This is a genomic window from Rhodoligotrophos sp. CJ14, from assembly GCF_038811545.1.
Lineage (GTDB): Bacteria > Pseudomonadota > Alphaproteobacteria > Rhizobiales > Im1 > Rhodoligotrophos > Rhodoligotrophos ferricapiens.
This window is the reverse complement of the sequence record NZ_CP133319.1, coordinates 43761-68041: the sequence shown is the minus strand read 5'-3', so window position 1 is coordinate 68041 and position 24281 is coordinate 43761. Positions and strand designations below refer to the sequence as shown.

General features: G+C 63.0%; 22 protein-coding genes. 8 read left to right on the top strand and 14 right to left on the bottom strand.

From position 1 onward, the window contains the following. Positions 1-63: 63 nt before the first annotated feature. From RCF49_RS00370 to RCF49_RS00340, 7 genes are all read left to right on the top strand, one after another. Positions 64-1059 carry an ABC transporter substrate-binding protein gene (locus RCF49_RS00370; protein WP_342642070.1) on the top strand — a complete coding sequence of 332 codons (996 nt, stop codon included), beginning with the start codon at positions 64-66 and terminating at the stop codon, positions 1057-1059. 54 nt (positions 1060-1113) lie between these two features. After that, positions 1114-2082, top strand: a complete 969-nt coding sequence (locus RCF49_RS00365; RefSeq protein ID WP_342642069.1) for an ABC transporter permease — start codon at positions 1114-1116, stop codon at positions 2080-2082. Beyond that, positions 2012-2770 carry an ABC transporter ATP-binding protein gene (locus RCF49_RS00360; protein WP_342642068.1) on the top strand — a complete coding sequence of 253 codons (759 nt, stop codon included), beginning with the start codon at positions 2012-2014 and terminating at the stop codon, positions 2768-2770. The genes RCF49_RS00365 and RCF49_RS00360 overlap by 71 nt, the downstream gene beginning before the upstream one ends. Before the next feature lie 7 nt (positions 2771-2777). Further along, a complete protein-coding gene (locus RCF49_RS00355; RefSeq protein ID WP_342642067.1) occupies positions 2778-3662 on the top strand; it encodes a polysaccharide deacetylase family protein in 885 nt (294 codons plus the stop codon). A 1-nt stretch (position 3663) separates the two neighbouring features. After that, complete coding sequence (locus tag RCF49_RS00350; protein ID WP_342642066.1) at positions 3664-4437, top strand: SDR family oxidoreductase; 774 nt, start codon at positions 3664-3666, stop codon at positions 4435-4437. Positions 4438-4559: 122 nt separating this feature from the next. After that, a complete protein-coding gene (locus RCF49_RS00345; protein ID WP_342642065.1) occupies positions 4560-4973 on the top strand; it encodes a cupin domain-containing protein in 414 nt (137 codons plus the stop codon). A 25-nt stretch (positions 4974-4998) separates the two neighbouring features. Further along, positions 4999-5475, top strand: a complete 477-nt coding sequence (locus RCF49_RS00340; RefSeq protein WP_342642064.1) for an NUDIX domain-containing protein — start codon at positions 4999-5001, stop codon at positions 5473-5475. 87 nt (positions 5476-5562) lie between these two features. Here RCF49_RS00340 and RCF49_RS00335 read toward each other — a convergent pair whose 3' ends face one another. The 6 genes from RCF49_RS00335 to RCF49_RS00310 form a co-directional block, all read right to left on the bottom strand. Next, on the bottom strand, positions 5563-7662 hold the full coding sequence (locus RCF49_RS00335) for an FkbM family methyltransferase (RefSeq protein ID WP_342642063.1): 2100 nt from the start codon (positions 7660-7662) through the stop codon (positions 5563-5565). Between the two features lie 4 nt (positions 7663-7666). Further along, entirely contained in the window at positions 7667-9028 is a 1362-nt protein-coding gene (locus RCF49_RS00330; protein ID WP_342642062.1) for a UDP-glucose dehydrogenase family protein, read from the bottom strand. A gap of 33 nt (positions 9029-9061) precedes the next feature. After that, positions 9062-10495: a hypothetical protein gene (locus tag RCF49_RS00325; protein ID WP_342642061.1), complete on the bottom strand. Its 1434-nt coding sequence runs from the start codon at positions 10493-10495 to the stop codon at positions 9062-9064. Positions 10496-10548: 53 nt separating this feature from the next. Then, positions 10549-12711 (bottom strand): polysaccharide biosynthesis protein, encoded by a 2163-nt coding sequence (locus RCF49_RS00320; protein WP_342642060.1) that lies wholly within the window; start codon positions 12709-12711, stop codon positions 10549-10551. A 219-nt stretch (positions 12712-12930) separates the two neighbouring features. Further along, a complete protein-coding gene (locus RCF49_RS00315) occupies positions 12931-13830 on the bottom strand; it encodes a sulfotransferase family protein (RefSeq protein WP_342642059.1) in 900 nt (299 codons plus the stop codon). Then, complete coding sequence (locus RCF49_RS00310; RefSeq protein WP_342642058.1) at positions 13814-15004, bottom strand: glycosyltransferase family 4 protein; 1191 nt, start codon at positions 15002-15004, stop codon at positions 13814-13816. The genes RCF49_RS00315 and RCF49_RS00310 overlap by 17 nt, the downstream gene beginning before the upstream one ends. A 245-nt stretch (positions 15005-15249) precedes the next feature. Between RCF49_RS00310 and RCF49_RS00305 the strand changes: the two genes are divergently transcribed. Next, entirely contained in the window at positions 15250-16338 is a 1089-nt protein-coding gene (locus RCF49_RS00305; RefSeq protein ID WP_432807424.1) for a glycosyltransferase family 4 protein, read from the top strand. Here the strand turns inward: RCF49_RS00305 and RCF49_RS00300 are convergent. Genes RCF49_RS00300 through RCF49_RS00265 form a run of 8 tightly spaced genes read right to left on the bottom strand, consistent with a single transcriptional unit; the run spans position 16335 to position 24257 of the window. Beyond that, positions 16335-17672: a lipopolysaccharide biosynthesis protein gene (locus RCF49_RS00300; protein ID WP_432807423.1), complete on the bottom strand. Its 1338-nt coding sequence runs from the start codon at positions 17670-17672 to the stop codon at positions 16335-16337. The two genes, RCF49_RS00305 and RCF49_RS00300, sit on opposite strands and share 4 nt — an antisense overlap. 60 nt (positions 17673-17732) lie before the next feature. Beyond that, complete coding sequence (locus RCF49_RS00295) at positions 17733-18482, bottom strand: HAD family hydrolase (protein ID WP_342642055.1); 750 nt, start codon at positions 18480-18482, stop codon at positions 17733-17735. A 10-nt stretch (positions 18483-18492) separates the two neighbouring features. Continuing rightward, on the bottom strand, positions 18493-19458 hold the full coding sequence (locus RCF49_RS00290; RefSeq protein WP_342642054.1) for an ATP-grasp domain-containing protein: 966 nt from the start codon (positions 19456-19458) through the stop codon (positions 18493-18495). After that, the gene (locus tag RCF49_RS00285; RefSeq protein WP_342642053.1) at positions 19458-20669 is read right to left on the bottom strand and encodes a DegT/DnrJ/EryC1/StrS family aminotransferase; all 1212 of its coding nucleotides are present in this window, start codon (positions 20667-20669) and stop codon (positions 19458-19460) included. The genes RCF49_RS00290 and RCF49_RS00285 overlap by 1 nt, the downstream gene beginning before the upstream one ends. Before the next feature lie 20 nt (positions 20670-20689). Beyond that, on the bottom strand, positions 20690-21397 hold the full coding sequence (locus RCF49_RS00280) for a PIG-L deacetylase family protein (protein ID WP_342642052.1): 708 nt from the start codon (positions 21395-21397) through the stop codon (positions 20690-20692). Next, positions 21394-22311 (bottom strand): methionyl-tRNA formyltransferase, encoded by a 918-nt coding sequence (locus tag RCF49_RS00275; protein ID WP_342642051.1) that lies wholly within the window; start codon positions 22309-22311, stop codon positions 21394-21396. The genes RCF49_RS00280 and RCF49_RS00275 overlap by 4 nt, the downstream gene beginning before the upstream one ends. Further along, positions 22308-22973, bottom strand: coding sequence for a sugar transferase (locus RCF49_RS00270; protein WP_342642050.1), 666 nt, complete (start codon positions 22971-22973; stop codon positions 22308-22310). Before RCF49_RS00270 ends, RCF49_RS00275 begins: the two co-directional genes overlap by 4 nt. A 39-nt stretch (positions 22974-23012) precedes the next feature. Further along, the gene (locus tag RCF49_RS00265) at positions 23013-24257 is read right to left on the bottom strand and encodes a polysaccharide biosynthesis/export family protein (protein ID WP_342642049.1); all 1245 of its coding nucleotides are present in this window, start codon (positions 24255-24257) and stop codon (positions 23013-23015) included. Positions 24258-24281: the final 24 nt, after the last annotated feature.

Sequence of the window (24281 nt, the reverse complement as noted above, 5' to 3'; positions counted from 1 at the left end):
ATGCCGGTCGAGACAAGAAGAGGTGAGCTGCACCGACATGCTGCTGATAAGGAGGAGGGTAACATGCTGATAAGAAGGACAGTTCTGAAGCTATCGCTCGCGGCGCTCGCGCTTTGGGCCGCGCCCCTGCCCGCTGGGGCGGTCGGTCCCGAGCCCAAGCCGCTTTCGCCCCCGGTTGAGCTCACGGTGGGCTATCAGAAGGTCGGGCATCTCGCACCGATGATCCTGATCAAGGACGAGTTGAAAAAGCTCGGGGTCAATGTGAAGCTGGTCGAATTCGTCCGCTATGCCGATGCGCGGACGGCGCTGCTGGCAGGCTCGCTCGACCTCGCATCGGTCGGCCCGGCCGACCTTGCGATTTCCCTCGCCCAGGGCTCGACCAATGTGGTCGGCCTGATGGGGGTTGGCTCATCGCCGAAATATGTGATCGGCCGCAACGGTGTGAAGCTCGACAGCTGGGATGATCTCAAAGGTAAGAAGGTTGCCATCGCACCCGGTTCGGCGGTCTGGTTCCAATTCGCGGCAACCCTTGTCGAGAAGGGAATCCCGTATAACAGCTTCCAGGCGGTGAATATCCAGGGGGGTGGCGCCAACTTCGACCAGGCGCTCAAGAAGGGCGAGGTTGATGCGCTGGTCACCTGGGAGCCGTTCGAGTCCATCCCGGTGATGGAGGGCTATGGCTTCTTCGCCAAAAATCTCGAATATGGTTCATCCAAAGCAGTTGGTGCCGAGCTTGGCATGCTGATGGCCACCAAGCAGGCGGTCGAGACCAAGCGCGATGCGATAGAGCGTTTCGTCTGGACCTATCTGAAGGTGCAGGAGCGCCTTTCGAAGTCGCCGGAGGAATTCGCGCAAGCCTATGCGAAGCTGTCGGGCATGTCGCCGGAGGTTGCCGCTCAGGCCTCGAAGGTCATCAAGCTGGGCGAGGTGATCTCACCTGACCAGATCAAGCGGCAGGCCAAGGCTTTCGCTGATCTCGGGGTCATCCAGAAGGATGTGTCGGGCGAGATCGATGCCTATTGGGATGGGTCCTTCGTGACCAAGGCGCTGGGGAAATAGCGTCCCAACGCCGCTTCGGTGTGCCGGTTCATGCAATCTAGGGATAGTGAAACCGTGGCGAGTTCGACTGAACGCATGGATGCGGAACCGGCCAATGCGCGCGCTTCCGTGCCGGGGCTGGGCAGCATGCCGCTGATCGCGGGACGGGGCATATGGCAGGCCCTGCTCGCGATCCTGCTGCCGGTTGCGGTCCTCGTGACCTGGCAGCTCGCGGGCAAGGATGGCTCGCTGTTCGGCGGCGTGCTGCCGACACCGGACCGGGTCTGGCAGGCCTGGATCGTATGGGCGTTCGGTGAGAGCGGGCTGGGGCTCAACCCCTATAGCGGAACCTGGCTGTCCAATCTCACATTCTCGGCCGAGCGGGTCGCCAAAGGCTTTCTCGGTGCCATTCTGGTAGGCGTGCCCGTCGGGATCGCCATCGGCTGGAACCGGATCGCGGCGCGCATGTTCGACCCGACCATCCAGCTCCTGCGCCCCATTCCGATCACGGCCTGGCTGCCTTTTTCGATCGCGGTCTTCGGCATTCACGATGCGGGTGCCATTTTCCTGATCTCGCTCGGCGCGTTCTATCCGGTCGTCGTCAATACCGCGCAAGGTGCACGTGATGTGGAGCGCAACCTGATCCGTGCCGCGCTGATGATGGGCGCCGGCCGGCTTACGGTTCTGCGCCGGGTCGTGCTGCCGGCATCCCTGCCCTCGATCTTCACTGGACTGCGCATCGGCCTCGGCATCGCCTGGACGGCGGTGATCGTCGCAGAGATGGTCGCCGTGAAATCCGGGCTCGGCTATGTGCTTTGGGATGCCTATTACGTGGGCCGCATGGATGTGGTGATCGCCGACATGGCCTCGATCGGCCTCCTCGGGGCTGATCAGCGACCGGGTCATCGTGCTGATCGAACGCTGGGTTCTCACCTGGCGGCGCCTGCAATCCTTCCAGTCATAGGGGGCGAAGATGGGCACGATCACCTTCCAGAACGTCTCCAAGATCTATCGCGGCCAGAAGGAGGTGCGGGCGCTGGATGATGTCAGCCTCACCATCGGCGATGGTGAGTTCGTGGCATTGCTGGGGCCGTCGGGCTGCGGAAAATCCACGCTGCTCAACCTGTTGGCAGGCTTTGAAAGCGTCACGGATGGAAGCCTCCTGTTCGATGGCCGGCAGGTTGCGCGCCCCGGTCCCGATCGCGGGGTGGTCTTTCAGGAAGCTGCGCTGTTTCCCTGGCTGAGCGTCTGGGAGAATGTCATTTTCGGTCCGCGGGTCCAAGGAGTGCCCCGGGCCGAATATGAGGGCCGGGCGCGCGAGCTCCTCAAGCTCGTCGGGCTCGAGGCCTTTGCTGATGCGCTGCCGGTTCAGCTGTCCGGCGGCATGCGCCAGCGCGTGGGCATCGCGCGCGTTCTCGTCATGAACCCACGGGCTTTGCTGATGGACGAGCCGTTCGGGGCCTTGGATGCACAGACGCGGCTCGCCATGCAGCAGCTCCTACTCGATGTCTGGCAAAGCCTGGGCACGACGGTCTTGTTCGTCACCCATGACATCGACGAAGCCATTCTGTTGTCTGACCGCATTTGCGTGATGTCGGCGCGACCGGGCCGGATCGTGCGGGCGATCCCGATCGAGCTTCCAAGGCCGCGCTCAATCGCCAGCCTGACCAGTCCGGACTTCATCGCCTACAAGGCCGATGTCATGGCCGATATGAAGGTCGAGAGCCATTGAGGGGGCAATGAGCAATCCGCGTATTCCCTACCAGCTTTCATCCGAGCGGGCGCCACTGCCACCGCTTCATGGCAAGCGCATTCTCGTCCATCTCGTGGTCAATGTTGAGCATTGGCAATTCGATCAGCCAATGCCGCGTACCATCATCACCCCGCCGCATGGGCGCGAAACAGTACCGGACGTGCCCAATTTCTCCTGGGCGGATTATGGCATGCGAGCGGGCCTGCCACGAATCATCGAGGCATTCGGCCGGCGCGATCTGCCAGCATCCACCAGCTTCAATGCTGGCGTGATCGATGCCTATCCCCAGGCGGCAATCGCCATGCGCGATGCGGGCTGGGAGTTCATCGGCCACGGCATGCATCAGAAGGCCATCAATCATGTGGAGGGCGGCGAGGAGGCGCTCATCCGCGCCTGCCTCAACAAGATCGCGGATTTCACCGGCCGGCCGACCCGAGGGTGGCTCTCACCGGGCCTGCGCGAGAGCGTCGACACGCCCGACATCCTGAAGCGGCTCGGTGTTGATTATCTCTGCGACTGGGTGGTCGATGACCGTCCGTCCTGGATGCGCACATCAAGCGGTCCGATGATCGCAATGCCCTATAATCTCGAGATCAATGACTCGATTGTTTACGCGATCGAGCGTCATGCGACGGGCGAGATGGCGCGCCGCCTCGAATTCACCCTCAGGCGGTTCGAGCGGGAATGCCGCGACAGCGCGATCGTGCTGGCGATCGGACTGCATCCGCATCTCATCTCGGTGCCGCATCGCATTCATGAGCTGGAGCACATGCTCGACCTCCTGACAGCTTCAAGTGATGTCGGCTTCTTTACCGGTAGCGCGCTCGCGGATTGGTATGCGGGTGCAGTGCCCCCTCCGGAGGTGTTGTGACATGGATCTCGATTTCGTCGGCCGCACCGTATTGATCACAGGCGCGTCGAAAGGAATAGGGCTCGCCTGTGCGGAGAGCTTTCTCCGGGAGGGTGCGGAGGTCATCATCACCGGCCGTGACGAGGGCCGGCTGATGCAGGCGGTCGCAAGCCTCAAGGCCGCCGGGCTCGCGGAGCCGGCAGTTTTCGTGGGGGATCTCGCGAAGGCCGAGGATCGCGAGCGCCTGTTCAAGACCCATCCCGATGTGGATGTGCTGGTCAATAACGCAGGCGCCATACCGGGGGGCAATCTCCTCGATATCACGCTCGAGCGATGGACCGAGGCCTGGCAGCTCAAGGTGTTCGGCTATGTGCACCTGACACAGCTCTATCTCGGCGCCATGCGTGAGAATTGCGACGGGGTGATCGTCAATATCATCGGCATGGCCGGGCGTGCGCCACGCTGGGATTATGTCTGCGGGGCCGCCGGCAATGCCGCGCTGATCGCGCTCACCAATGCGGTTGGCGCTGAGAGCGTTGACTGGAATGTGCGCGTCTTCGGCATCAACCCCTCGCCCACCCGCACCGACCGGATCGAGACCCTGCTTCGCAAGAAGGCAGAAGATCGCTACGGGGACCCGGAACGCTGGCAAGAGGATCTCAGCGCGCTGCCATTTGGTCGATTGGCCGAGCCGTCGGAGGTCGCCGATCTGGCGGTCATGCTTGCCTCGCCCCGCGCCTCCTATCTCAGCGGCACGGTGATCGATGTCGATGGCGGGCAGCTCCACAGGGACTGATTGGTCCCCGTCCTTGCGTGCCTGCCGTTTCTCACGCGCGGCAGATGCGAGCTTTTGCGGAGCGGTATCCAATTTGCGCGAGAATGGTCTAAGCTCTGGAAAAGGACAGGGATGATCAGACCATGGCCCTCGCATCGAAACAGACCTGCCGCATCGTCCGCCCGGACCAGGCCTATGACGGCAAGCAGGGGCTCAGCTATGTCCAGGGTATCTCCGCCGAGACGGTGGGCTCCTCGGGCATCTGCATGCATCTGCTGACCATGCCGCCCGGCGCCCGCGCCAAGGCGCATCTTCACGAACATCACGAGACGGCCATCTATGTGCTGAGCGGCGAAGTCCATACCTGGTTCGGCGAGACGCTCGAGGAACATGTGATCGTAAGAGCGGGCGACCTCTTCTACATTCCCGCGGGCGTGCCGCATCTGCCGGCCAATCTGAGCGACCAGCCGGCGAGTGCAGTGATCGCCCGGACCGATCCCAATGAACAGGAAAGCGTCGTTCTCCTGCCCCATCTCGATGGGCGCGTGCCGGCATGAGGCGTCAAGGTTTCCCGTGTGATGCATGGCCAAGGTCAGCGCCGGTATTCTGATGTATCAAGGCTTGCGCGAGGACTTAGCGGTGCTCCTCGTGCATCCCGGCGGCCCGTTCTGGCGCAAGCGTGATCTCGGCACCTGGTCCATTCCCAAGGGGGAGATCGACCCGGGAGAGGATCCCGAAGCAGCGGCACGACGTGAATTCGCGGAAGAGCTCGGCTTCGCGCCAACGGCGATTCTGCGGCCGCTCGGATCACTCCGGCAGCGGGGCGGAAAGCAGGTTGAAGCTTTCGCCTGCGAGGAGCATTTCGATGTGAGGGGCTTTCACTGCAAAAGCATGGTCGAGATCGAATGGCCGCCACGTACCGGCCGGATGCAGAGCTTCCCGGAGATCGATGCTGCCGAGTGGTTTCCTTTAGGCGTGGCACAGGAGAAAATTCTTCCAAGCCAAAGGCCCTTTCTCGACCGGTTGACCGCGCTCGTCGGGAGCGAAGGCTCGGTTTGACCGCCTTCGAATCGCGAAAACCCGCCTCAAGTCCTTGCTGGTCGCATGTTCTTCACGCGAACCGGTATCACTTCGCTCGAAAAATGCTTATCGGGCCGAGAGCTGTGCCATCTTCTGCACGAGCTTCTGGACATCCGCCACTTCGTCGTGATGGGCGAGCGCATACAGTGCTCGCGCGTCGTGATTGCCGGCGAGAATGGTCTCGATCGTTGCCCCTGTTATTCTGCGGCCAAACTCGCCATCGGGCTTGTTGAGCGGGTCACCCAGTCCACACATGCGCGCGATCATCACATCGCCGGTCGAGGGGGTGTAGCGCGCCGAATTCCAGTACCACACCATCTCCTGGCGGGGATCGCCCCAATCCGGCACCTCTTCGGTGGTGACCGCATTATAGCCGCTGAAATCCCAAAACTCAGCCCGAGGCACGCGATCAGCAACGCGCGCAAGCGCCCTGAGCCAGGTCTCATAAACGGGATAGAGGCCCTTGGCGATGGTCGCTTCGAGCTGGCGGGCATGGATGGGCGACACGAAGACATAGACCCGCGTGTCGCTTTCGCTGAGGCGGCGCAGGAGATCCTCGAGCAGTCGCACGCGGCTTGGATCATAGTCGAAATCGGCATAATGCCAGTCGCGCACCAGAAACTCCTTCGTGAGCACGTCGGTGAAGGCCTTGCGATAATCGTAGTCACCGCTGACATTGGCGCGCTGGAAGCCGTCATCGCGCGCCAGCTCGGTCATGCCACGGAGGTTCTTGTAGACGGTCACCGCCGCATCGAAGATGGCTTCGGGCGAGGCCAAGGCGCGGATATAGACGGCGGGCATCCAGTCACCGTCGAAGCCCGAGCGCTCGAAGTCCCGATTGACGGTGCGATCCGCCTCGAACATGGAAAAATCGAGTGCGATGATCATCTTCTTCGGCCGGCCATGGCTCATGATGAAGCGGCCGACGGCATAGATCTCCGCCATGGTTGCAGCCGGGATGGCGGCATTGTAGGCATCGAAGCCGGCAAAGGCCGGCCCGTCGGGATTGATGCCCATCAGCGCGGGCGTGCCGCCAAGGATCACCACGTCATGATCCTCGCGCCAGAGGGCAAGCGATTTCTCGACGCGGCCGCCTCCCACCAGTCTTTGCGTCTTCTCGGCATTGATGCGCGGGATGGAGATGATGTCGGTGATGCCATAGGGATCGACCAGCGCGACAGCGGCCACGGCGAGCGCGTAAGCCGAGGCGATGCCGGCCGTGAGCCAGCCTGCGCGCCGACCGATGCGGGACCAGGTCCATTGCGGCGAGGCCGGCCGCACCCAGACCGGATGGGCCGAGCCGTCCGTGCCCTCCCCCTCCCAGGTTCCGACGAGATCACGCCTGACAAAGACCTCGTCATAATGCCGCTTGCTCACCGGATGATGAGCGGCGGCAAAGCCAAGAGCATCGAGCTCGCGATAAAGCTCTTCGGAGGATGCGCCATAACGGCTGAGGGAGGCTTGATCGAGCTCCATGATCATGGAGACGACGGGGAGCTCGGCTATGACATTACGGATCCCGCGCAGGACCTGCTGCTCGAAGCCCTCCACGTCGATCTTGATCATGGTCTTGCGGCCGCGGCAGAAGCTTGCAACCGCCTTCAGATCCTCCGCGATCTTGACACCGAATACCGAGACCGCATCCGCCTCTTCGCCGTCAGCGAGCACATGATCCTTGCCGCTATGGGCCGCATTGCCCGCCGAGAAGGCGATGCGCTGGGTCATATCCGAGACGGCCATAGGCAAAGGCAGAATGTTGCGGAAGCCATTGGCCCGGATGTTGCGGATGAGATAACCATATTGCTGGGGAGATGGCTCAAAGGCGATCACCACGCCATCCGGCCCGACCCGCTCAGCGGCCATCAGCGAGAACAGCCCGGCATTGGCGCCGATATCAATGAAACACATGCCGGGCTTGAGCTTCGCGATCTCGTCGGGCACCGTTTCGTAGGCTCCGAGAACGCAGAGCTGGTTGGTCCTGTCCTTCCGGTTGACATGCATGCGCACGCCATAGCGGGAGGTGACCACATGGCCATCGCAGAAGCGGGCAATCAGGCGATAGATCTTGCCGCGGCGTGCCCAGTTGGGAGCGTAGGCTGCGAAAAGGCTCAAGCCCCGGGCGGCGAGGGATGAGATGATCGGAAGACGCGACAGCATCCCGGCCATGGTCTCAACTCACGAGAGCATCTTTCCGAGCAAGTCCGCTGCTCGACGGGGGCGCGGAGATAATCCGTGGACGTCCTATACTAACATAAGATAGTCCGCTGTCCGATAGATCTTCCGCGCGATAGATGTTGCGGAGATCGATCAGCACCCTGCCCCGCATATGCCGGGCGAGCCGCTTGAGGTCGAGGCCGCGATAGGCGTTCCATTCAGTCAGGACGACAACGATGTCGGCCCCTGCCGCAGCTTCGTAAGGATCAGCCGCCCAGCTAACATTGTCGAGCAGGGGCTGCGCATGCGTCCATGCCTCAGGGTCATGAGCGGTGACCCGAGCGCCCGCCGCCACGAGCCGCGGGATGATGTCGAGGCTCGGCGCCTCGCGCACATCGTCAGTATTCGGCTTGAAGGCGACGCCCAAGACCGCGATCTTGGCATCACGCGGATCGGAGAGTTCCGCAAGAATGCGATCAGCCATGCGCTGCTTGCGCGCTTCATTGATGGCGATCACCGTCTCGATCAGCCGCTGGGGCGCCCGGTTGGTTTGGCCGATCGCCGCGAATGCCCGGGTGTCCTTTGGAAAGCAGGAGCCGCCAAAGCCGGGGCCGGCGTGCAGAAATTTCGGCCCGATGCGGCCGTCCAGCCCGATGGCCCGCGCCACTTCTTGGACATCACCGTCAACCTCCTCGCAGAGATCGGCGACCTCGTTGATGAAGGTCACCTTCAGGGCAAGAAAGGCGTTGGCGGCATATTTGATGAGCTCGGCATTCTCGAGACTGGTCACCACGATCGGCGAGTCCCTGAGATAAAGCGGGCGATAGGCGCGGCGCAGCAGCTTCTCGGCGCGGGCATCCTCAACCCCGATCACCACCCGGTCGGGCCGCATAAAGTCCTCGATGGCCGAGCCCTCCCGCAGGAATTCGGGGTTGGAGGCAATCGAAAAGTCGAGGCCGGGGTTCTCGCGGGCGATGATCGCCTTCACCTTGCGGCAGGTCCCGACCACCACGGTTGACTTGATCACCACCACCGCACCCGGCTTGAGCACGCGAGCAAGCTGACGGGCGGCCGCAAAGACATAAGTCAGATCCGCCTCGCCATCTCCCCGCCGGGACGGCGTTCCGACAGCGATGAAAACCGCATCGGCGTTGCGGGCGGCTTGGGCGAGATCCGTGGTGAAGCGCAGGCGGCCGGCGGCCATGTTCTCGGAGAGCAGCTGATCAAGGCCTGGCTCGTAAATTGGCAATTCACCTCTGGCCAGGCGCGCGATCTTGACCTCATCCACATCGACACAGGAGACGTCGAAGCCAAAATCCGCAAAGCATATGCCCGATACGAGGCCCACATAGCCCGACCCGACCATCACCAGTTTCATGCTCACTCTCCCTGTCAGGCACGCAATGCCGCTTCATCTCCTCTGGCGCTTGTTTTCGAGTTCTTTCGCCATGACGAAGACGGCATCGATGAATGTGGCACTGCGGATCCAAGCATCCTCCTGACCCTCGCCGTCCTCCAGCCAGCGCCCCTCACTATCGATGGTCGCGAGCAATGTGGCGGTGCGCTGCTTGACCTCCGCCTCCGGCATCGTGTCGGCAATGGAGGGCCAGAGAGGCTTGGGGGGATTCTCCCCCTTCTCAGCCTGGGCGAGGAGCGCAAGGGCTTCGGGGATCCCTTTGCGGATCTTCATGCCGTAATGGCTCAAAAGGTCGACCGGCTCATAGGTCAGCTTCTCGTCATTGCCGACATAGATCGGCCGGTTGGTCGCAAGCTCATAGAAGCGCGCCCAATCGCCGTCGGGAAGGCGCACCTTCTCGAGCCAGGCACCGGCTTTCTTTGCTGCGTCGAGAAAGCGTTTGTCACCGGTGCGGCCATAGAGCTCGATCAGGCAGGTGATCGCACCTGCGGTCTCGCGCGAGGCAACGCTCGGTGGTTCAAACTTGCGACCCCAAACGGGCTGCATGGTCTCGTTATAGGTCTGGGCCCAGCCCTGCTGCGGTTCAGGCAATTGCGCCTTCAGCAGAAACTCGCCGGCGCGCTTGGCGCGCTCAAGATATTTGGGCTCGGCGAAGTGCTGCTCGGCGACGAGAAACAGGTGCACCATGTCGCGCATCAGATTGTCATTGAGGATGTAATAGGGGCCGCCGGCCGGCTTGACCCATGTGCGCGACCAATCCGCGGGAAGGCTTGCGGCGGGCGCCGGCTTGATCTCGTCCATCTTTGGCGCTTTGTCGAACATGACCGGCCAGGCGCCCACGGGATATTGCGCTTCGGACAGCCGCTTGAGCGCATACAGGGCTGCATCGCGCACGGCTCCGTCCTTGCCCTCGAAGATGCGGTCAAGCCAGATGAGAAGGCGCAAAGCGCTCTGGGTGTTGTCATCATCGAGCAGGGTGCGGTTGCGCGCCCGGTTGTCCTCGATCCTGTCGCAAGTCTCGGCCGTTATACCCCGCGCGCGATAGCACCAGCGGTCCTGGGCTTCGGGGTCAAGCTCGATCGCATTATACCACCCGCCCGAAATGAGCTGCGTCTCGATCAAGGCTTCCGCAGCATAGCGCGCCGCCCCGAGCCAGGCAGGCTTATCGGTGATCTCATACAGGCGCAGAAATGCGGCCCCGACGGCCGGTGTTCCCGGCGGCTGCACCCAGGCCGTGGTGGGCCCAACCTTGCCCTCACCTTTCCGAACCCTCAGATCGGCCGAATATTCCCAGACATAGGCGCCTTTCAGCGAGAGGCCTGAATAAAATTCGGCGGCTTGCTCCAGGGTGTTTAGGATGCGGCTGTCTTCGCCCTTGTTCCCGGCCGTGGCGGGGTCGGCCATGAGGCAGGCGGCCAGCGCGAGCACGGGAAGGCTAAGGCCTCCATCACTGCTAAAGCATGCTCGCACGCCCAAGGTCATCAGTGAACCACGTGTATCGCAGGCCGAGCCTGATGACCGGCCATTGCGAAGGGTGCCTCGCGTTCGGTTTGATCTTCCTTGCGGTAGTTGGGCAACACGGTGCGAATGGCCCGGAACAGCCCCTCGCTATCACCTGCCTCGGCACAGGATTGCAGCTGCTCGAAGGCATGGCGCAGCACGGGGAGCGGCACTGGCGATGGCACCGCACCAAGCACACCGGGGACCGGTGGCGTCACCCGCCGCTCGGCGCTATCGAACAGTTCCTCGAACAGCTTCTCGCCGGGACGACATCCGATGATCTCGATCTTGATGTCGCGGTCGGGGGTGTAGCCGGCGAGCCGGATCATGCGCCGGGCGATGTCCACGATCTTGATGGGCTCACCCATGTCGAGGACAAAGATCTCGCCTTGCCCGAGATTTTTCTCAAGGCCGTAGGCCGAGGCCTGGAGCGTGAGCTGCACGGCTTCCCTGATTGTCAGGAAAAACCGCTCCATGTCAGGATGGGTGACGGTCAGCGGACCGCCGCGGGCAAGCTGGCTCTTGAACAAGGGGATCAATGAGCCGCTCGATCCCAAGACATTGCCGAAGCGAACCGTCATGAAGCGGGGAGCGCTCATATCGGCAATCCCCTCGATGTCGAGGGCCTGGCAATAGAGCTCGGCCAGCCGCTTGGTTGCACCCATCACGCTGGTCGAGTTCACGACCTTGTCGGTCGAGATCTGCACCATGGCCGCGGCGCCCCAGCGCTTGGCGGCATCCGCCACATTCACCGTGCCGCAGACATTGGTGAGCGCTCCCTCGCAAGGGTTAAGCTCGACCATGGGCACGTGCTTCAGCGCTGCGGCATGGAAGACCAGCTCGGGCCTGTGCCGTGCAAACATCTCGTTGACACGCCGGGGATCACGCACGTCACAAAGATGGGCCGAGCGCGATATAGCGGGGTAGTTGTCGCGCAGGTCCAGGTCGATCGTGTAGAGATTGAACTCGCAATTGTCGAGCAGAGCCATGTGGGCCGGCCCAAGGGCTGCAAGCTGCCGTGTGAGCTCGCTGCCGATCGAGCCACCGGCCCCGGTGACCAGAACGCGCCGTCCGGACACGAAGCGATGCAAGGCCGCGATGTCGAAGGCGGTTTGCGGACGCTCCAGGAGATCGGTGAGCTCGATCGGGCGCAGCTCGAACTCCTTCTTGAGCAGGGGATTGCGAAGCTCGGTGGCGGAACTCAGGCGCGAGGCCACCATGCCCCGACGGTCGGCCGCCGCAATCAGGCGCTCGGCCTCTTCCGCCTCAACGGATGAGAGGGGCATGGTGAAAATCAGATGGCGTGGACGCTTCCCACGCCCTTCGAGCTCGGCAAAGACCGCGTCGAAATCCTTCATGGTGCCGAGCACCGGCACGCCGCGCAGGGTGGAGCCAATCTCTGCTTCGGAGTGGCTCAGAAAACCGACGGGCCAGTATGAGGCCGTGCGGTCGCGTTGCAGCGCGCGAAGATAGATATCCGCTTCCTGGCCTACCCCGACCATGAGAACCGGCACCAGCGGCTCGCGCCGTGCGGCGGGGGCGAGAGGCTTGAAGAGCTTCAGGTCTTCGCGTCTGAAGCCAAGCCTGGTTGCGGCCAAGAGCGAGACCAGCATCACGATCTCGATGGCGATCGTCGAGCGCGGCACGAAGGCCAAACGGGAATAGAAGAACATGCCGGTGATCAGGATCAGCGAGGCGATGACGACTGCGCGGACCAGGCTCAAATAATCGAGGATCGAAGCATATTTCCAATTGCGATTGTAGAGGCCGATCACTGGAAAGGTGATGGCGCAAATGCCGGTGAAGACAAAGGACATCTCCGCTAGAGACCGAATGCGGTCGGGGGCTGCTGCAAGCTCCTGCGGCCCGATGCGCAGCGCCGTCGCCAAAATCAGGGCGAAGGCCGCGAGCCCGAGATCAAGCACGTAGAGATCCCGATTGCGCAGAGTTGCCCGGGTGATCGAGCGCAGCCTCGTCCTGGCGCTGCGATAGGCGAAACTCGCCCTGCCCTGTCCGATCCAGACGGCGGTCCGCCGACGGAGGCCGTCGAGATCGGCAATGGTCGAGACCAGCTTATCCAATCGGGAGGGAGTGGGAAGGTTCGCTTGCGGCGTCTGACGCGCGGCAAAATTATCGTCCACCATGCCAAACCACCGAGATCATTTTTGCTGAATTCGAGCGGAAGGCACACCAGCGCAGCCGGAAGACCCTAGTTTAATTCAGAATTAACCTAGATGTTCTCGGCAGCTGCAAAGATCTACTTTCAGCTCAGGAACAAGACTGAACAGTTTGCTAAAAATTCTATTGGCGGAAAGGGAGCAGAACCGAAGCCGGTGTCAGTAAAACCCCGGGATGGATGCGGTTCACACGCACTTGCCTGACATGGCGCCGGCCGCGCGCGCTGGGACTGACGGCCCGGTGAGCCAGCCCGACAGATCGCGGCCGACCAGGTGGCTCAAGGCTTCGACGTCTCTGTGGTAATGCTCGGCAAGCCGGTCCCGCAGCCGGCAGGTGAGCTCGGGATACCGCATCTCGGACGCCATCGCATTGCGCAAGGTCCGGACCAAAGGCGAGTTGCGCACGGGCGCTAATACGGGCTTCACGGGCGCGAGCCAGCGCCGAAGATGAGGCGGCAGCACCGGTTCGGTCTTGTCCTTCACCTTCTGGGTGAGCAGAGGCGGCGTGTCTGTTGCGCCGAGGCCCAGAAATCGACGCACAGCAGCAAGATGGCCGACCGGATCGGTGTTCACCGTCTCATAGAGGGTCACATGGATCTGACCGGCGGGATAGCTGTCGTAAAAGGCCTTCAGCTGCTCGAAATACAGTCCCGCCCGGAGCAAGCGCGTCTCATGAGGACCGCGTGGATCGAGATAGGCCTCGATATTGCCGGTGACCTCACCACGGCGAAACATCATGCAGTAGTCGGAATAGGCGCGGTCGATGGGGTTGCGGAGCTGAGCGATCAGCTTGACGTGCGGCAGCAGGCGCGCGATCCGCTGGGCGGCCGTCGCGCTCTCGAGGTACGAGTTCGACTTCTCGCCCAGCAAACGCGCCGCGCCCTCTTTCGGAAACTGCTCGAGATACCAGGCATCGCCGCGGCCGAACTCCCGACTGAAGTAATGCAGCTCCGGGTCGGGCATGGCCACGGCCGGATCGAGCTGCAGGGATTTCTGGAGCCAGGTGGTTGCGCTTTTGGTTGCGCCGATGATCAGGAAGTCGATGTCTTCAAGGCTTAAGCTCGCCTTGTTAGGCATGACTGACATCACGGCTTTCTCCCGGGAAAACGCATGCGCGATAGATGGCGGTCAGCTCAGCCACATGGCGCTCGACGCTGTAGCTCGCCAGGGCCCGGGCGCGCGCCGCATCGACGATCGCGTGACGCTGCCTCTCGTTGACCAATAGCGCGCGCACCGGCTCAACGAAGGCAGCGGGTTCATCGGGTGGCACCAGATATCCCGTCACGCCATGCTCGATCGCTTCGAGATTGCCACCGTCGCTCGTCGCGACCACCGGGGTGCCGAGGAACATCGCCTCGATGAGCGTCCGGCCAAAGGGCTCGCGCACGGCGGGGACGAGCAGCGCGTCCATCGCCTGCATCCAGGGCTCGACCGGCTGGCGAAACCCCATCAATCGGATCTGATCTTCAATCCCGAGCGCGCGGGCGCGCTCGGTGATCAGCCGGTCATAGTGAGGGGATTCCGTTCCCGGCACGCCGAAGACGAGGCCCATGACGGGAATGTCCGGGCATTTCTCGACGAAGGCGGCCACGGCCTCGACGAAGGCAATCGGCCGCTTACGCTCGATCAGCAGGCCGAAATAGCCGAGAAAGCGCGTCTCGGGCGCGACATTCAGGGCTTTCAGCAATTGGGCGCGGGCTGCCTCACGGTCACCCATTCTGGATGGAACATCGAAAGGACTGTGCACGACCGAGAGCTTTGAGCCTATGGCGATGATCGGATGTCTGGGCCGCGCGAAGCTCGAAACGGTGATCACGTGATCGGAGACGATCGGGGCGAAATAGTTGACGCCCAGCGCATCGGGATCACCGCGGTGGTGCCAGATGTGGCGCGCACCCGCCAGGCGGGCGGGGATCATCCACTGCGCATGGGTGCGGCCGTCATTGGTGTGCACGACATCAACCGCATTGTCGGTCAAGAACCGGGTCAGGCGTCCGGTATCGCACAGAACATGCATGATCGAGCGGGCGAGCTTGGCCACATCTCCGCGCTTGGCAAGAGGGCGGCCCGGTGCCAGGAGGTAGGGCAAGCGCCGCTCCCGGAGATAGTCGGCCACGGGACCCGCCTCTGCCTGCAGCGCAATCAGCGGCCGCACGAGCGAGGGGTTCAGCGCCTCGATCAGCTTGATCGCCGAGATGTGGCTACCTCCGATCTCGTCACCGATGAACGGAAAACAGACCGTGATGGGGGCGCGGCACATTTGGTTTCCAAAGCCTCGTTGTCCCTCATTGGCTTAATGAGCGGCTTTCATGGCTAGTCAGGAAAATCCGAGCTTCTGGGCTCAGCGCGTTTGTTGTGTGCTGGTTCAGAGCAGAGCAAGCCGGAGCTTGCCACCTCCAGAGAGCCGAACTTCAAGGGATGCGCGATAGTCTTATGCTCACAGGTTCGCTCGGGCGAACGGAGACCGCGGAGGCTGCCGCGGTTACACGGTCGCCGCGGATCGCGATGGTCCTGCCGGCGCTCGGGGCCGGAGGCAGCGAGGGCGTGGTCAGCTTCATCGCCAATCAGTGGGCGGAACGCGGCTGGCAAGTGGCCGTGATCACCATGGAGGCCCCGGGAACGCCTGCCTATTATCCACTCTCGCCAAAGGTCGAGCTTTACCAACTCGGCGCGCCGGTTGCTCGTTATGGAAAGCTGCAGGCCGCCTGGATGAGCGCCCGACGTATCCGCCTCTTGCGCCGCGTGTTCCTCCAACTTGAGGCGGATGTCGTCATAAGCTTTCTCACGCGCACCAATATTCTCTCGGTCCTCGCCGCAAGCGGTACGGGCATTCCGGTCATCGTCTCGGAGCGCAACAATCCCGAGATCCAGGATTTCGGCCCGATCTGGACGAGGCTGCGCCGGCATGTCTATCCCCGTGCCTTCGGGCTGATCACCATGACCAAAGGCGCCATGGACTATTTTCCGCCGGAGCAGCGGCAACGCAGCTGGGTCATTCCCAACCAGGTCAATCTGCCCGCGAACCTGAAGCTCCATCGCGGTGGCAAGGTGATCGCAGCGGTCGGCCGGCTCGTGCCTCAGAAGGGGTTCGACCTCCTGCTGGAGGCCTTCGCGCAGATCACGCTCCATCATCCGGACTGGTCCTTGGTGATCTGGGGCGAAGGTCCGGAGCGGGAGCACTTGTTGGCCCAGCGGCAGGCGCTCGGGCTTGCGGACCGCGTCCACTTTCCCGGCGTCAGCGAGCGGCCGGGCGCCTGGATCGAGACGGCGGATGTGTTCGTCTTGTCGTCGCGCTATGAGGGCTGGGGCATCGTGCTGATGGAAGCGATGGCCGCAGGCCTGCCGGTCGTTTCCTTTGACTGCCGCTTCGGGCCACGGGATATGATCACCCACGGTGAAGACGGTTTGCTCGTGCCCAATGGCAATGTGACGGCCCTTGCCGCCACGCTCTCCCATCTGCTGCGCGATGAGACGCTCCGCCGCAAGCTCGGCACCAGTGCCGCCATCTCGGCCAAGAGGTTTTCCAGCGAGACGGTCATGGCCTCTTGGGACGAGGTGATCGAGACGGCCCTGCGCTCCCGCCAGGCTCACTAAATCGGCAAGGGCTCATCGGCCTTCAGCGCAGAGCGGTAGAGGATCGTCAGGCCCGAAATCCAGATCAACGCCATCACCACATGGGCGATATTGCCGCCTATGGCACCAATAAATGGGATCGTTGCAAAGGCGGTCACATGGAACATGACTGTTGCGGCCGTCACCACCCTGAGCACTGCGGGCTGGCGTCCCATGGCCAGAAGCGCCGTGCGCACCGCGCTGCCGCTGAGGGTCATCGCCACGGCCACCATCTGCACGATCGCCAGGGGAGCTGCATCAACGAAGCTCGGGCCCGCGGTCCAGGCCAGAAGCGGCTTTACGGCGATGGCGGTTGCCAAGATCAGCCCCAGTCCGACAGCGGCCAGCATCACCTCGATCTGCATGACGGCGCGGCGGAACTCACCATAGGCGCGTTGCGCCCAAAGCCGGGCGACATCGGGGTAAAGGACCGCCTGGACCTGCACGCCGAATTGCAGGACGAGACGCGCCATACGCTTGGCAATGTGGTAAAGGCCCGCCGCCGTCGGCCCCGCCAGCATGCCTACCAACAAGGTGTCCAATTCATTGGCACTTGAGCGAATGGTGAGCTCCACATTGCTGCCGATGGTGAAGCTCAAGAGGCCCTTGAACCTGCGCGTCACTCCCGCAAGGGGGGCGCGAAGGAAATCCCCCGCTCCCTGCCGGCGCACTTCCCACAGGGCAAAACCCAGAAGGGTGATCGCACCGAGGATCTGGGTGATCATCCAGATGATAATGAAATAGAAGAGCCCCTGCCCTGTGAACAGCCCCATCGCGCACAGGATGAGGCGGACAAGCCCGCTCACCAGCGTGCCATAGGCCACCAGCTTAAACTGGCCGGCGAGCCTGATGATTGCCGTGGGGAACCCATTGATCTGAAACAGCAGGACGGTCGCGAAGATCAGAACCTGGTGCAGCTCGGGCTCACCGATGCCGACGAGCGGTCCCAGGATGAGCGCAAAGCCCACCGCGACGAGATAGGCGGCGATGGCCGCGCCTACATCGACGAGCAGGCCAAATTTGAGCAGGGCGCGATAATCATCGTGACGTTCGCGCCCCTTGAGCTCGGCGCCATATTTGATGAGCGGCTGCCAGGACTGGAAACCGATCAGTCTTTCGATCGCCCGGACATAGCTATAGGTCAGCGCGAGCATGCCATAGTCGGTCGGTCCCAACGCGCGCGCCGTCACGATGAAGGCCAGAAGCCCGATGACCGAGCCGGCGGCATTGCCGGTCAAAAGGTGACCGGTGTCGATGAGACGCCTCCGAAGGGCGGCTTCTTCCCGCCAGAAGCGGCGGGCCCGGCGGCCGAGCATTCGAACAGCGACCGAAGGGGTCACATCCTGCTCCTTACGTTGTGGAACGGCCAAGCATCTTCAGCGAGAACCCTCCGTCGCCAAAGACGCGAACGCCTCCGAGCCGGTCAGGAAAATCCCAGCGGGTTTGTTTCGCGTCAGTGCATGGAGGCACTCATCCAGCTCGTCGAGGCTCGCAACGCTGGCATGGGGTTCATAGCGGGCATCGGGTGCTGCACAGAGATGAACCCGCTCCGGCCGCGCGACCTGCACGGTCAGCCAGCCGCGCGCCTTAGGGGTAACGAAATCCTTGAGCGGATTGTCCGCGACATAGACCAAAGGCCGGCCGAAGGGACGCGCCCAGGCTTCGGTGATCTCGAAACATCGCGGATGAGGCTTACCAAAACCGGCACCGAGGCAAGCCGTGCACAGAACCTGACCGAAGCTTTGGTCGAGCTTGAGTACCCTCACCTTCGCCTCTTGGGTTGCGAGAAAGCCATCCGTGATCAGCGCATGCGGACCCGTGGCGCTCTCGAGATAGCGGCGAGCATCATCGGCCAGCGTAATTTGGGGCTCGTGCGTGCGGTAGACATGTATGAGCTTTGCAAGCAGGTCCGGCTCGGCCCCGAGGCCGAGATGGTCCAGCGCCTGGTTGAATACTTGCATCCGCTCGCCTGCCGCGAAAAGTTCCGTGCAGATCGCTTCAAAACCACGGATGCCCTTCTCCGCTCGGAGCCAGCGTCCGACCGCCGTAAAGCCGCTGCGCACGAAGTCGCGCTCAAGATAGAGCGTGTCATCGAGGTCGAAGACGAGGGTGAACGGTGCCGGCATCGCGCGATCCTCACCCCTCGAAAAAGGCCGCGTCGTAGCGCAGCATCAAGGCGCCGTCGCGCCAGTTGTCATGGGCAATGGATGGCAGGCCTGCCACCTCGCGCAAGAGCCAGCCGGCATAGTCAGCGCCCGCATATTGAGCAAGCGGATATCCACCGCCGAAGCGGGCATTGACCTCGAACACGCAGGGACCGGCGGTTTCATCGAGGATCAGCTGGAAACACATCACGCCACGCGCCTCAGGCAAAGCGACACAGACCTGCTCTGCCAGCATCCTGAAGAGCGGCTCGCGCTCGGTCCTGCCTTTCTCCACCTCCCCTGCCCGAACCCTGAGACGGCGATGGGCGATGGCGCTGCGCAAGGTGCCCTCCTGGTCCACGAACATGTTGACCGTGAATTCCGGGCCCTTGAGCAATTGCTGGAGGACCATGGGCTCTTCCGGCTCGTCCGGAAGCTCACTCTGGCTGCGGATGATGCGAATGCCGCGACTGGCACTGCCTGCCACAGGCTTCAGCAGCATCGGCCAAAGCTTTGGACCCGAGCAGTTGCGGGCCGCATTGAGAGAGACCGTGATCGGAACCGGCACTCCCGCCCTTCCCAGAACCTCGACGGTGCGAAGCTTATCGCGGACGATCTCGATCACGGATGGCGGGCTCACATGGACACGGGCGCCGAGCTCGGCGAAGCGCGGCACGGCTTCGGCCAGTGGGGCAAGTTCCGGGTCTATCGTCGGAACGACAAGCTTCACTCCGAAATCGCTGACGATCTCGAGCATGGTCTCGATGAAGGCGGGATGCGTACAGCCGGGCACAACGAAGGCGCGATCGGCGGCCTTGCATGCAGCACTCAGAGCCGGCTCACGATCGCAGGCGAGCACTTTGAGGTTGATGTCATTGGCCTTGGCGGACCTGCGGAAACACTCGATCAATGCCACGCGCCGGCCGGCCGATGACACCAAGAGGGTCAGGTCCATCATCAGCCCTCCGCATGCGCCAAGGGATCGCGCGCAAGTCCAGTTGCTTGCCTCGCCCCAGTCGCCTCGCTCATCACATCGGCAATGGTCCGGGCCGCAGCTTCCAAGGTGCCCTGGTCCTGACAGGGGTCGACCAGGAAGGCGAGGCTCGTCTCACCCAGTTGCTTGGCGACGGGTAAGGGCTTGCGCGGTCCGAGGCCAGCCTGCGCGAAAGCCCGTTCGCGGTAGATTTCCGAGCAGCTGCCCGCAAAGCAGGAAACGCCGCGCGCGGTGATCGCCTCCAGAATGCGGTCGCGGTCCCAGCCGGGCCGCAAATGCTCGGGCTCGATGAAGGTGTAGAACCTATACCAGGCATGGCCGATATGGTCGGGCGGCGCCGGCGTGCGCAGGCCCGGACTCTGCCGGCAGGCGCGCATCAGGATTGCCGCGTTCGCTGCCCTAATGGCGATCCAATCGGGCAAGCGCTCAAGCTGGCGCAGACCCAGTGCCGCCTGAATGCCGGTCATGCGGTAATTGGTGCCGAAGCTCTCATGCAGCCAGCGAAAGCCCCGCGGGTGAGCCCGGTTGAACACTGCATCATGGCTCTTGCCATGATCCTTCCGGCTCCACGCGCGCTGCCAGATCATGTCATCATCCATGGCGAGCAGACCGCCCTCTCCGCCCGTGGTGATGATCTTGTCCTGGCAGAAGGAGAACGCCGCCAGATCACCGAAGCTGCCGACCGGCCGGCCGCGATAGGTCGCGCCATGGGCCTGGGCGCAATCCTCGATAACGATGAGCCCGTGGTGGCGGGCAAGCGCCATGATCTCGTCCATCTCCGCGGGCCAGCCTGCCAGATGGACGATGATCACCGCCCGGGTGCGCTCGGTGATCGCCGCGGCAATGGTCTCAGCGGTCATTGCCTGACTGTCCGGATCGACATCGGCAAAGACCGGGATGGCACCGGCCATCGGCACGCAGGAGGCCGAGGCCACGAAGCTGCGCGGTGTGACGATCACCTCGTCACCCGGGCCGATGCCGATCGCATATAAGGCAAGATCGAGCGCCAGAGTGCCGTTGGCGAGCGCGATGGCATGCTTTCGGCCGAGCAAGGCGGCATAGGCCTCCTCGAAGGCTGCGACTTCGGTGCCGGTCCAGGCATTGACCTTGCCCGAGCGCAGAACCATCGCGACATCGGCAATCTGTTCCTCGTCATAATGGGGCCAGCGGTTCACCTGACACCTCCTTTGCCACGTTACGCGGACAGGGATTGGCCGCGCAGCACATGCCGGATCAGCACGAAAGCCTCTCCCGCGCGGCAATGGACGGCCGCTCCGCGCAGCATGGCCAATGCATTCAGCGCCTCGGACGAGCGCTCATGGGGGAAGTCGCGCAATTGCGAGCGGAACATTCGCATCGCCTCCAGCTTCACCTGCAGGGTGTCGCTGATGTCGATGAAGACATTCGGCAGAAAGCCCGGGCTCAGATAAGGCGCATTCCAATTGGTCTCGGACAGGGTCTCATAGGCGAGGATCATCGCTGGAAAGCGGGCCTGATGAGGCCTTGCCGCCACGAGGGCCGACAGAAAGGTCAGCTGATGATCACGGTGAATGTCACCCACGAAGGGGACAAGGAGGGTGTGCGGGTCGAGATCGCGAATAAGATGATGAAGCGCGGCATTGAGCTCGCCATGGGGCGTTTCAGACAATTGCGCGGCGGGCATGCCGAGCCAGATCGTCTCCCGCACGCCGAGCGCCCGATGGGCCCGTTCGGCCTCTCCTCGCACGGTTGCGATCTGCGTCTCGGAATAGGCGGGCGGGCGGCCGGTGGTCACCACGGCCACATGCACCTCGTGACCGCTTCGGGCGAGCCGGGCAATGGTCCCCCCGGCGCCTAAGATCTCGTCATCGGGATGCGGGGCAATCACGAGCGCGCGGCCCAGAGCTTCAATCTGGTCGATCATTGGTCGGGGGTCCCGAGTTTGGCGTGGAGGTTTGGCCGCGCGGAGCCCTGCTCCTGGCGCCAGCGGGTGATGTTGATTGAAAGGCCATCGCCACAGCGCACCGCGAAGCCATCGGGCGTATAGCACTGCACCTGACCGGCGAGGCCGATATAGCGGTGCGAGTCCGGCAAGAGCCGCGCCTCATCGATGAATAGCCGGCCGCGGTTGTGGGTGGTGAAGGCACCGGGATAGGGGTCTCCCACCGCTCTGATCAGACGCAGGATTGCCTCCGCCGGCTCGCGCCAGTCGATGCGGCCATCTTCTGGAGTACGCTTGGCGCAGTAGGTGGCGGCCCCATGGTCCTGGGGGATCTTCGGGGCCTCACCATCACGGATCAGCCGGATGGCCTTCGGCAACATGCGCGCCAAGGCACCGGTCTGCTTGGCATAAAGGCCACGGGCGGTCTCCTCGGGTGAGACCTCGATGGGCTCCTGCATCAGGATCGGGCCGCTATCCACCCCATTATCCAGCCAGAACAGGCTTGCCGCGGTTTCGCTTTCGCCAAGCAGGATCGTCCAGGGGATGACCGCCCGGCCGCGCAGGCGGGGCAATGGGGCTGGATGAAAGCCGATACTGCCGATGCGCGCGGCCGAGCGGAATGCTTCCCCGCAGATCTGAGACCAGCCGATCACCAGGGTGATATCTACGCCCATGGCACGCAGCGCGTTCACCACCTCGGGACGGTTCACATGGGTTGCGTGGAGCAACGCGCTGCCGGCGGCATTGGCCAGTGGCGTCAGATCCACGTAATCGGAGTGGCGGAACCGCGCTTCGGGCGGCAGGGTCACCACGATGCTGGGCGGGAACTCCGCATCGATCAGAGCTTTGAGGCCTATGGCCGAGCCTTCGACGGCACCGACAAATGCGATCCTCATGACATCACCCTTCGGGCTGCCATCCAGGACCGCCTGGCAAGATGATCTCTCGCTTGGGCAAGCGCCTGCGCGCCGATCCTCTCGCCGCGCGTGATGGTGGTGATGGTCCGCGCCAGGATGCGCAGATCCAGCCAGACCGAGCGATGGTCAACATACCAGATGTCGAGGGCCAGCTTTTCCGCATCCGAGAGCAGGATATTGCCGTTTACCTGCGCCCAGCCGGTGAGGCCGGGCGGCACAAGTGCGCGCACAAGCCCGAGCTCGCCGAAGCTCGCGATCGTCTCGGGCCGGAGCGGTCGCGGCCCCACAAAGCTCATCTGGCCCGCCGCGATCGTGAAAAGCTGCGGGATCTCATCAAGCCTTGCCCGCCTGATCCAACGGGTGATGCGCGTTTCGCGCTGATGATCCGGCAGAAGGTTTCCCCGCGCATCGCGCCAGTCATGCATGGTGCGGAACTTGGGGATAGTGAAGGTCCTGTTGCCTTGCCCGCTGCGGACCTGGCGGAAGAGGAGCGGCCGACCGAGCGTTAGCCAGATCACGGCTGCGACAAATCCCATGGGAATGAGCGCCGGCAAGAGGGCGATGACCGCAATAAGCCTCTGGATAACCAGCCAGGGCGATGCAGATCGCGCGATCTGGGGCTCGTCTCGGATTTCGGTCAACACGGGCGCACCCTCACCGCCATCTCAGCCCAACCAGGCCTACTGCACCGGTTTGGCGGCCTTGTCCAAGACCGCAACGGATGCTGGATTTTCAGGAGGTGCGATCTTGACCACCACCACGTCGCCCGGAGAGACCGCGGTCTCAGGCGTCGCCGCAATATTCGTGACCGTCCCGTCGATCTCGCGCCTGATCGTGTAATTGATCACGATCTCGCGGTTCTGCGCCGCATCCTGCGCCGCCAGGGACGACATGAGCATGATCTGCTCCTCGCCGGCCCGGCGGGTCGCGATCGCCTTGGCAAGGGCCGCATTGCGGGTCTGCAGATCGACCAGCGCCTCCTGCTGGCGGGTGTGCTCGAGCTCGGCGAGCTGGCTTTTCAGAAGGCCGAGCGCGCGACGATCATCCGACATATTGGCCAGGACCTGAAGCTGACGGACCTCATCGGCTGCTCGCTGCCGCTCAAGGGTGTTCACTTCATTCAGGGTCTTGATGCCCTGCTTCTGCAGCTTGCGAGCACGGTCGAGCTCCGCCTGGCTGAAGGCCACGCTTTCAGAGATTTTCTCCGAGAGCTGCTGCAACAGAACAAGCCCCCTTTCCGCCTCGACGATGCCCTGCTCGAGGATCTTCGTGCGCGCGGCAAAGCCATCGAGATCGTTCTTCAAAATCTGGAGCTCGACCGCGCGCATAGTCTCGGCGACAGGCCCGGTCACATAGGCGCGCGCCTCGGCGGGAAGGTCTTCCTCCTTGATCTCTTTGCGGCCGTTCAGCTGTGCCCTCAGACGGGCGATGCCCAGGGCTTCGCGGATAATGGTCGAGTCAACCGCATCGAGCTCGCCACGGATCCGGGCGCGGGCCAGGATCGGGTCTTCGGTGGCTGCTGCGGTGATCTGGCCGCCGGCAAGGCCCAAGGCCTTTTCGACCGTCAATCGCGGCTGGAATGGATAGGATCCAGGCTGACGAACGTCACCGGTGACAAAGACCGGGCGGTAAGTGAGCACCGACAATCCGATCTTAGGAACAACGAAAATTCCCTTCTCGACATATCTCTCGGTTACCCTGCTCAGGGCATCGGTGATACCGAGGCCCGCAACTTCGACCGAACCGAGATAAGGCGCCTGAATGGTGCCATCCTCGGCCACCGTCACATCCACCGGCTCCTTATCATCGTCGAGAATGTCCAGGCGCAACGTATCGCCGGCGGCGAGCAGGAAGCCTTCGCGGTCCGCCGCAGCGCTTTCGGCACCCGCAGGGGCAAAGGCAACGAGCAGGACCGCAAGGCCCAATCCCGCCCCTCCCTTGCATGAAAT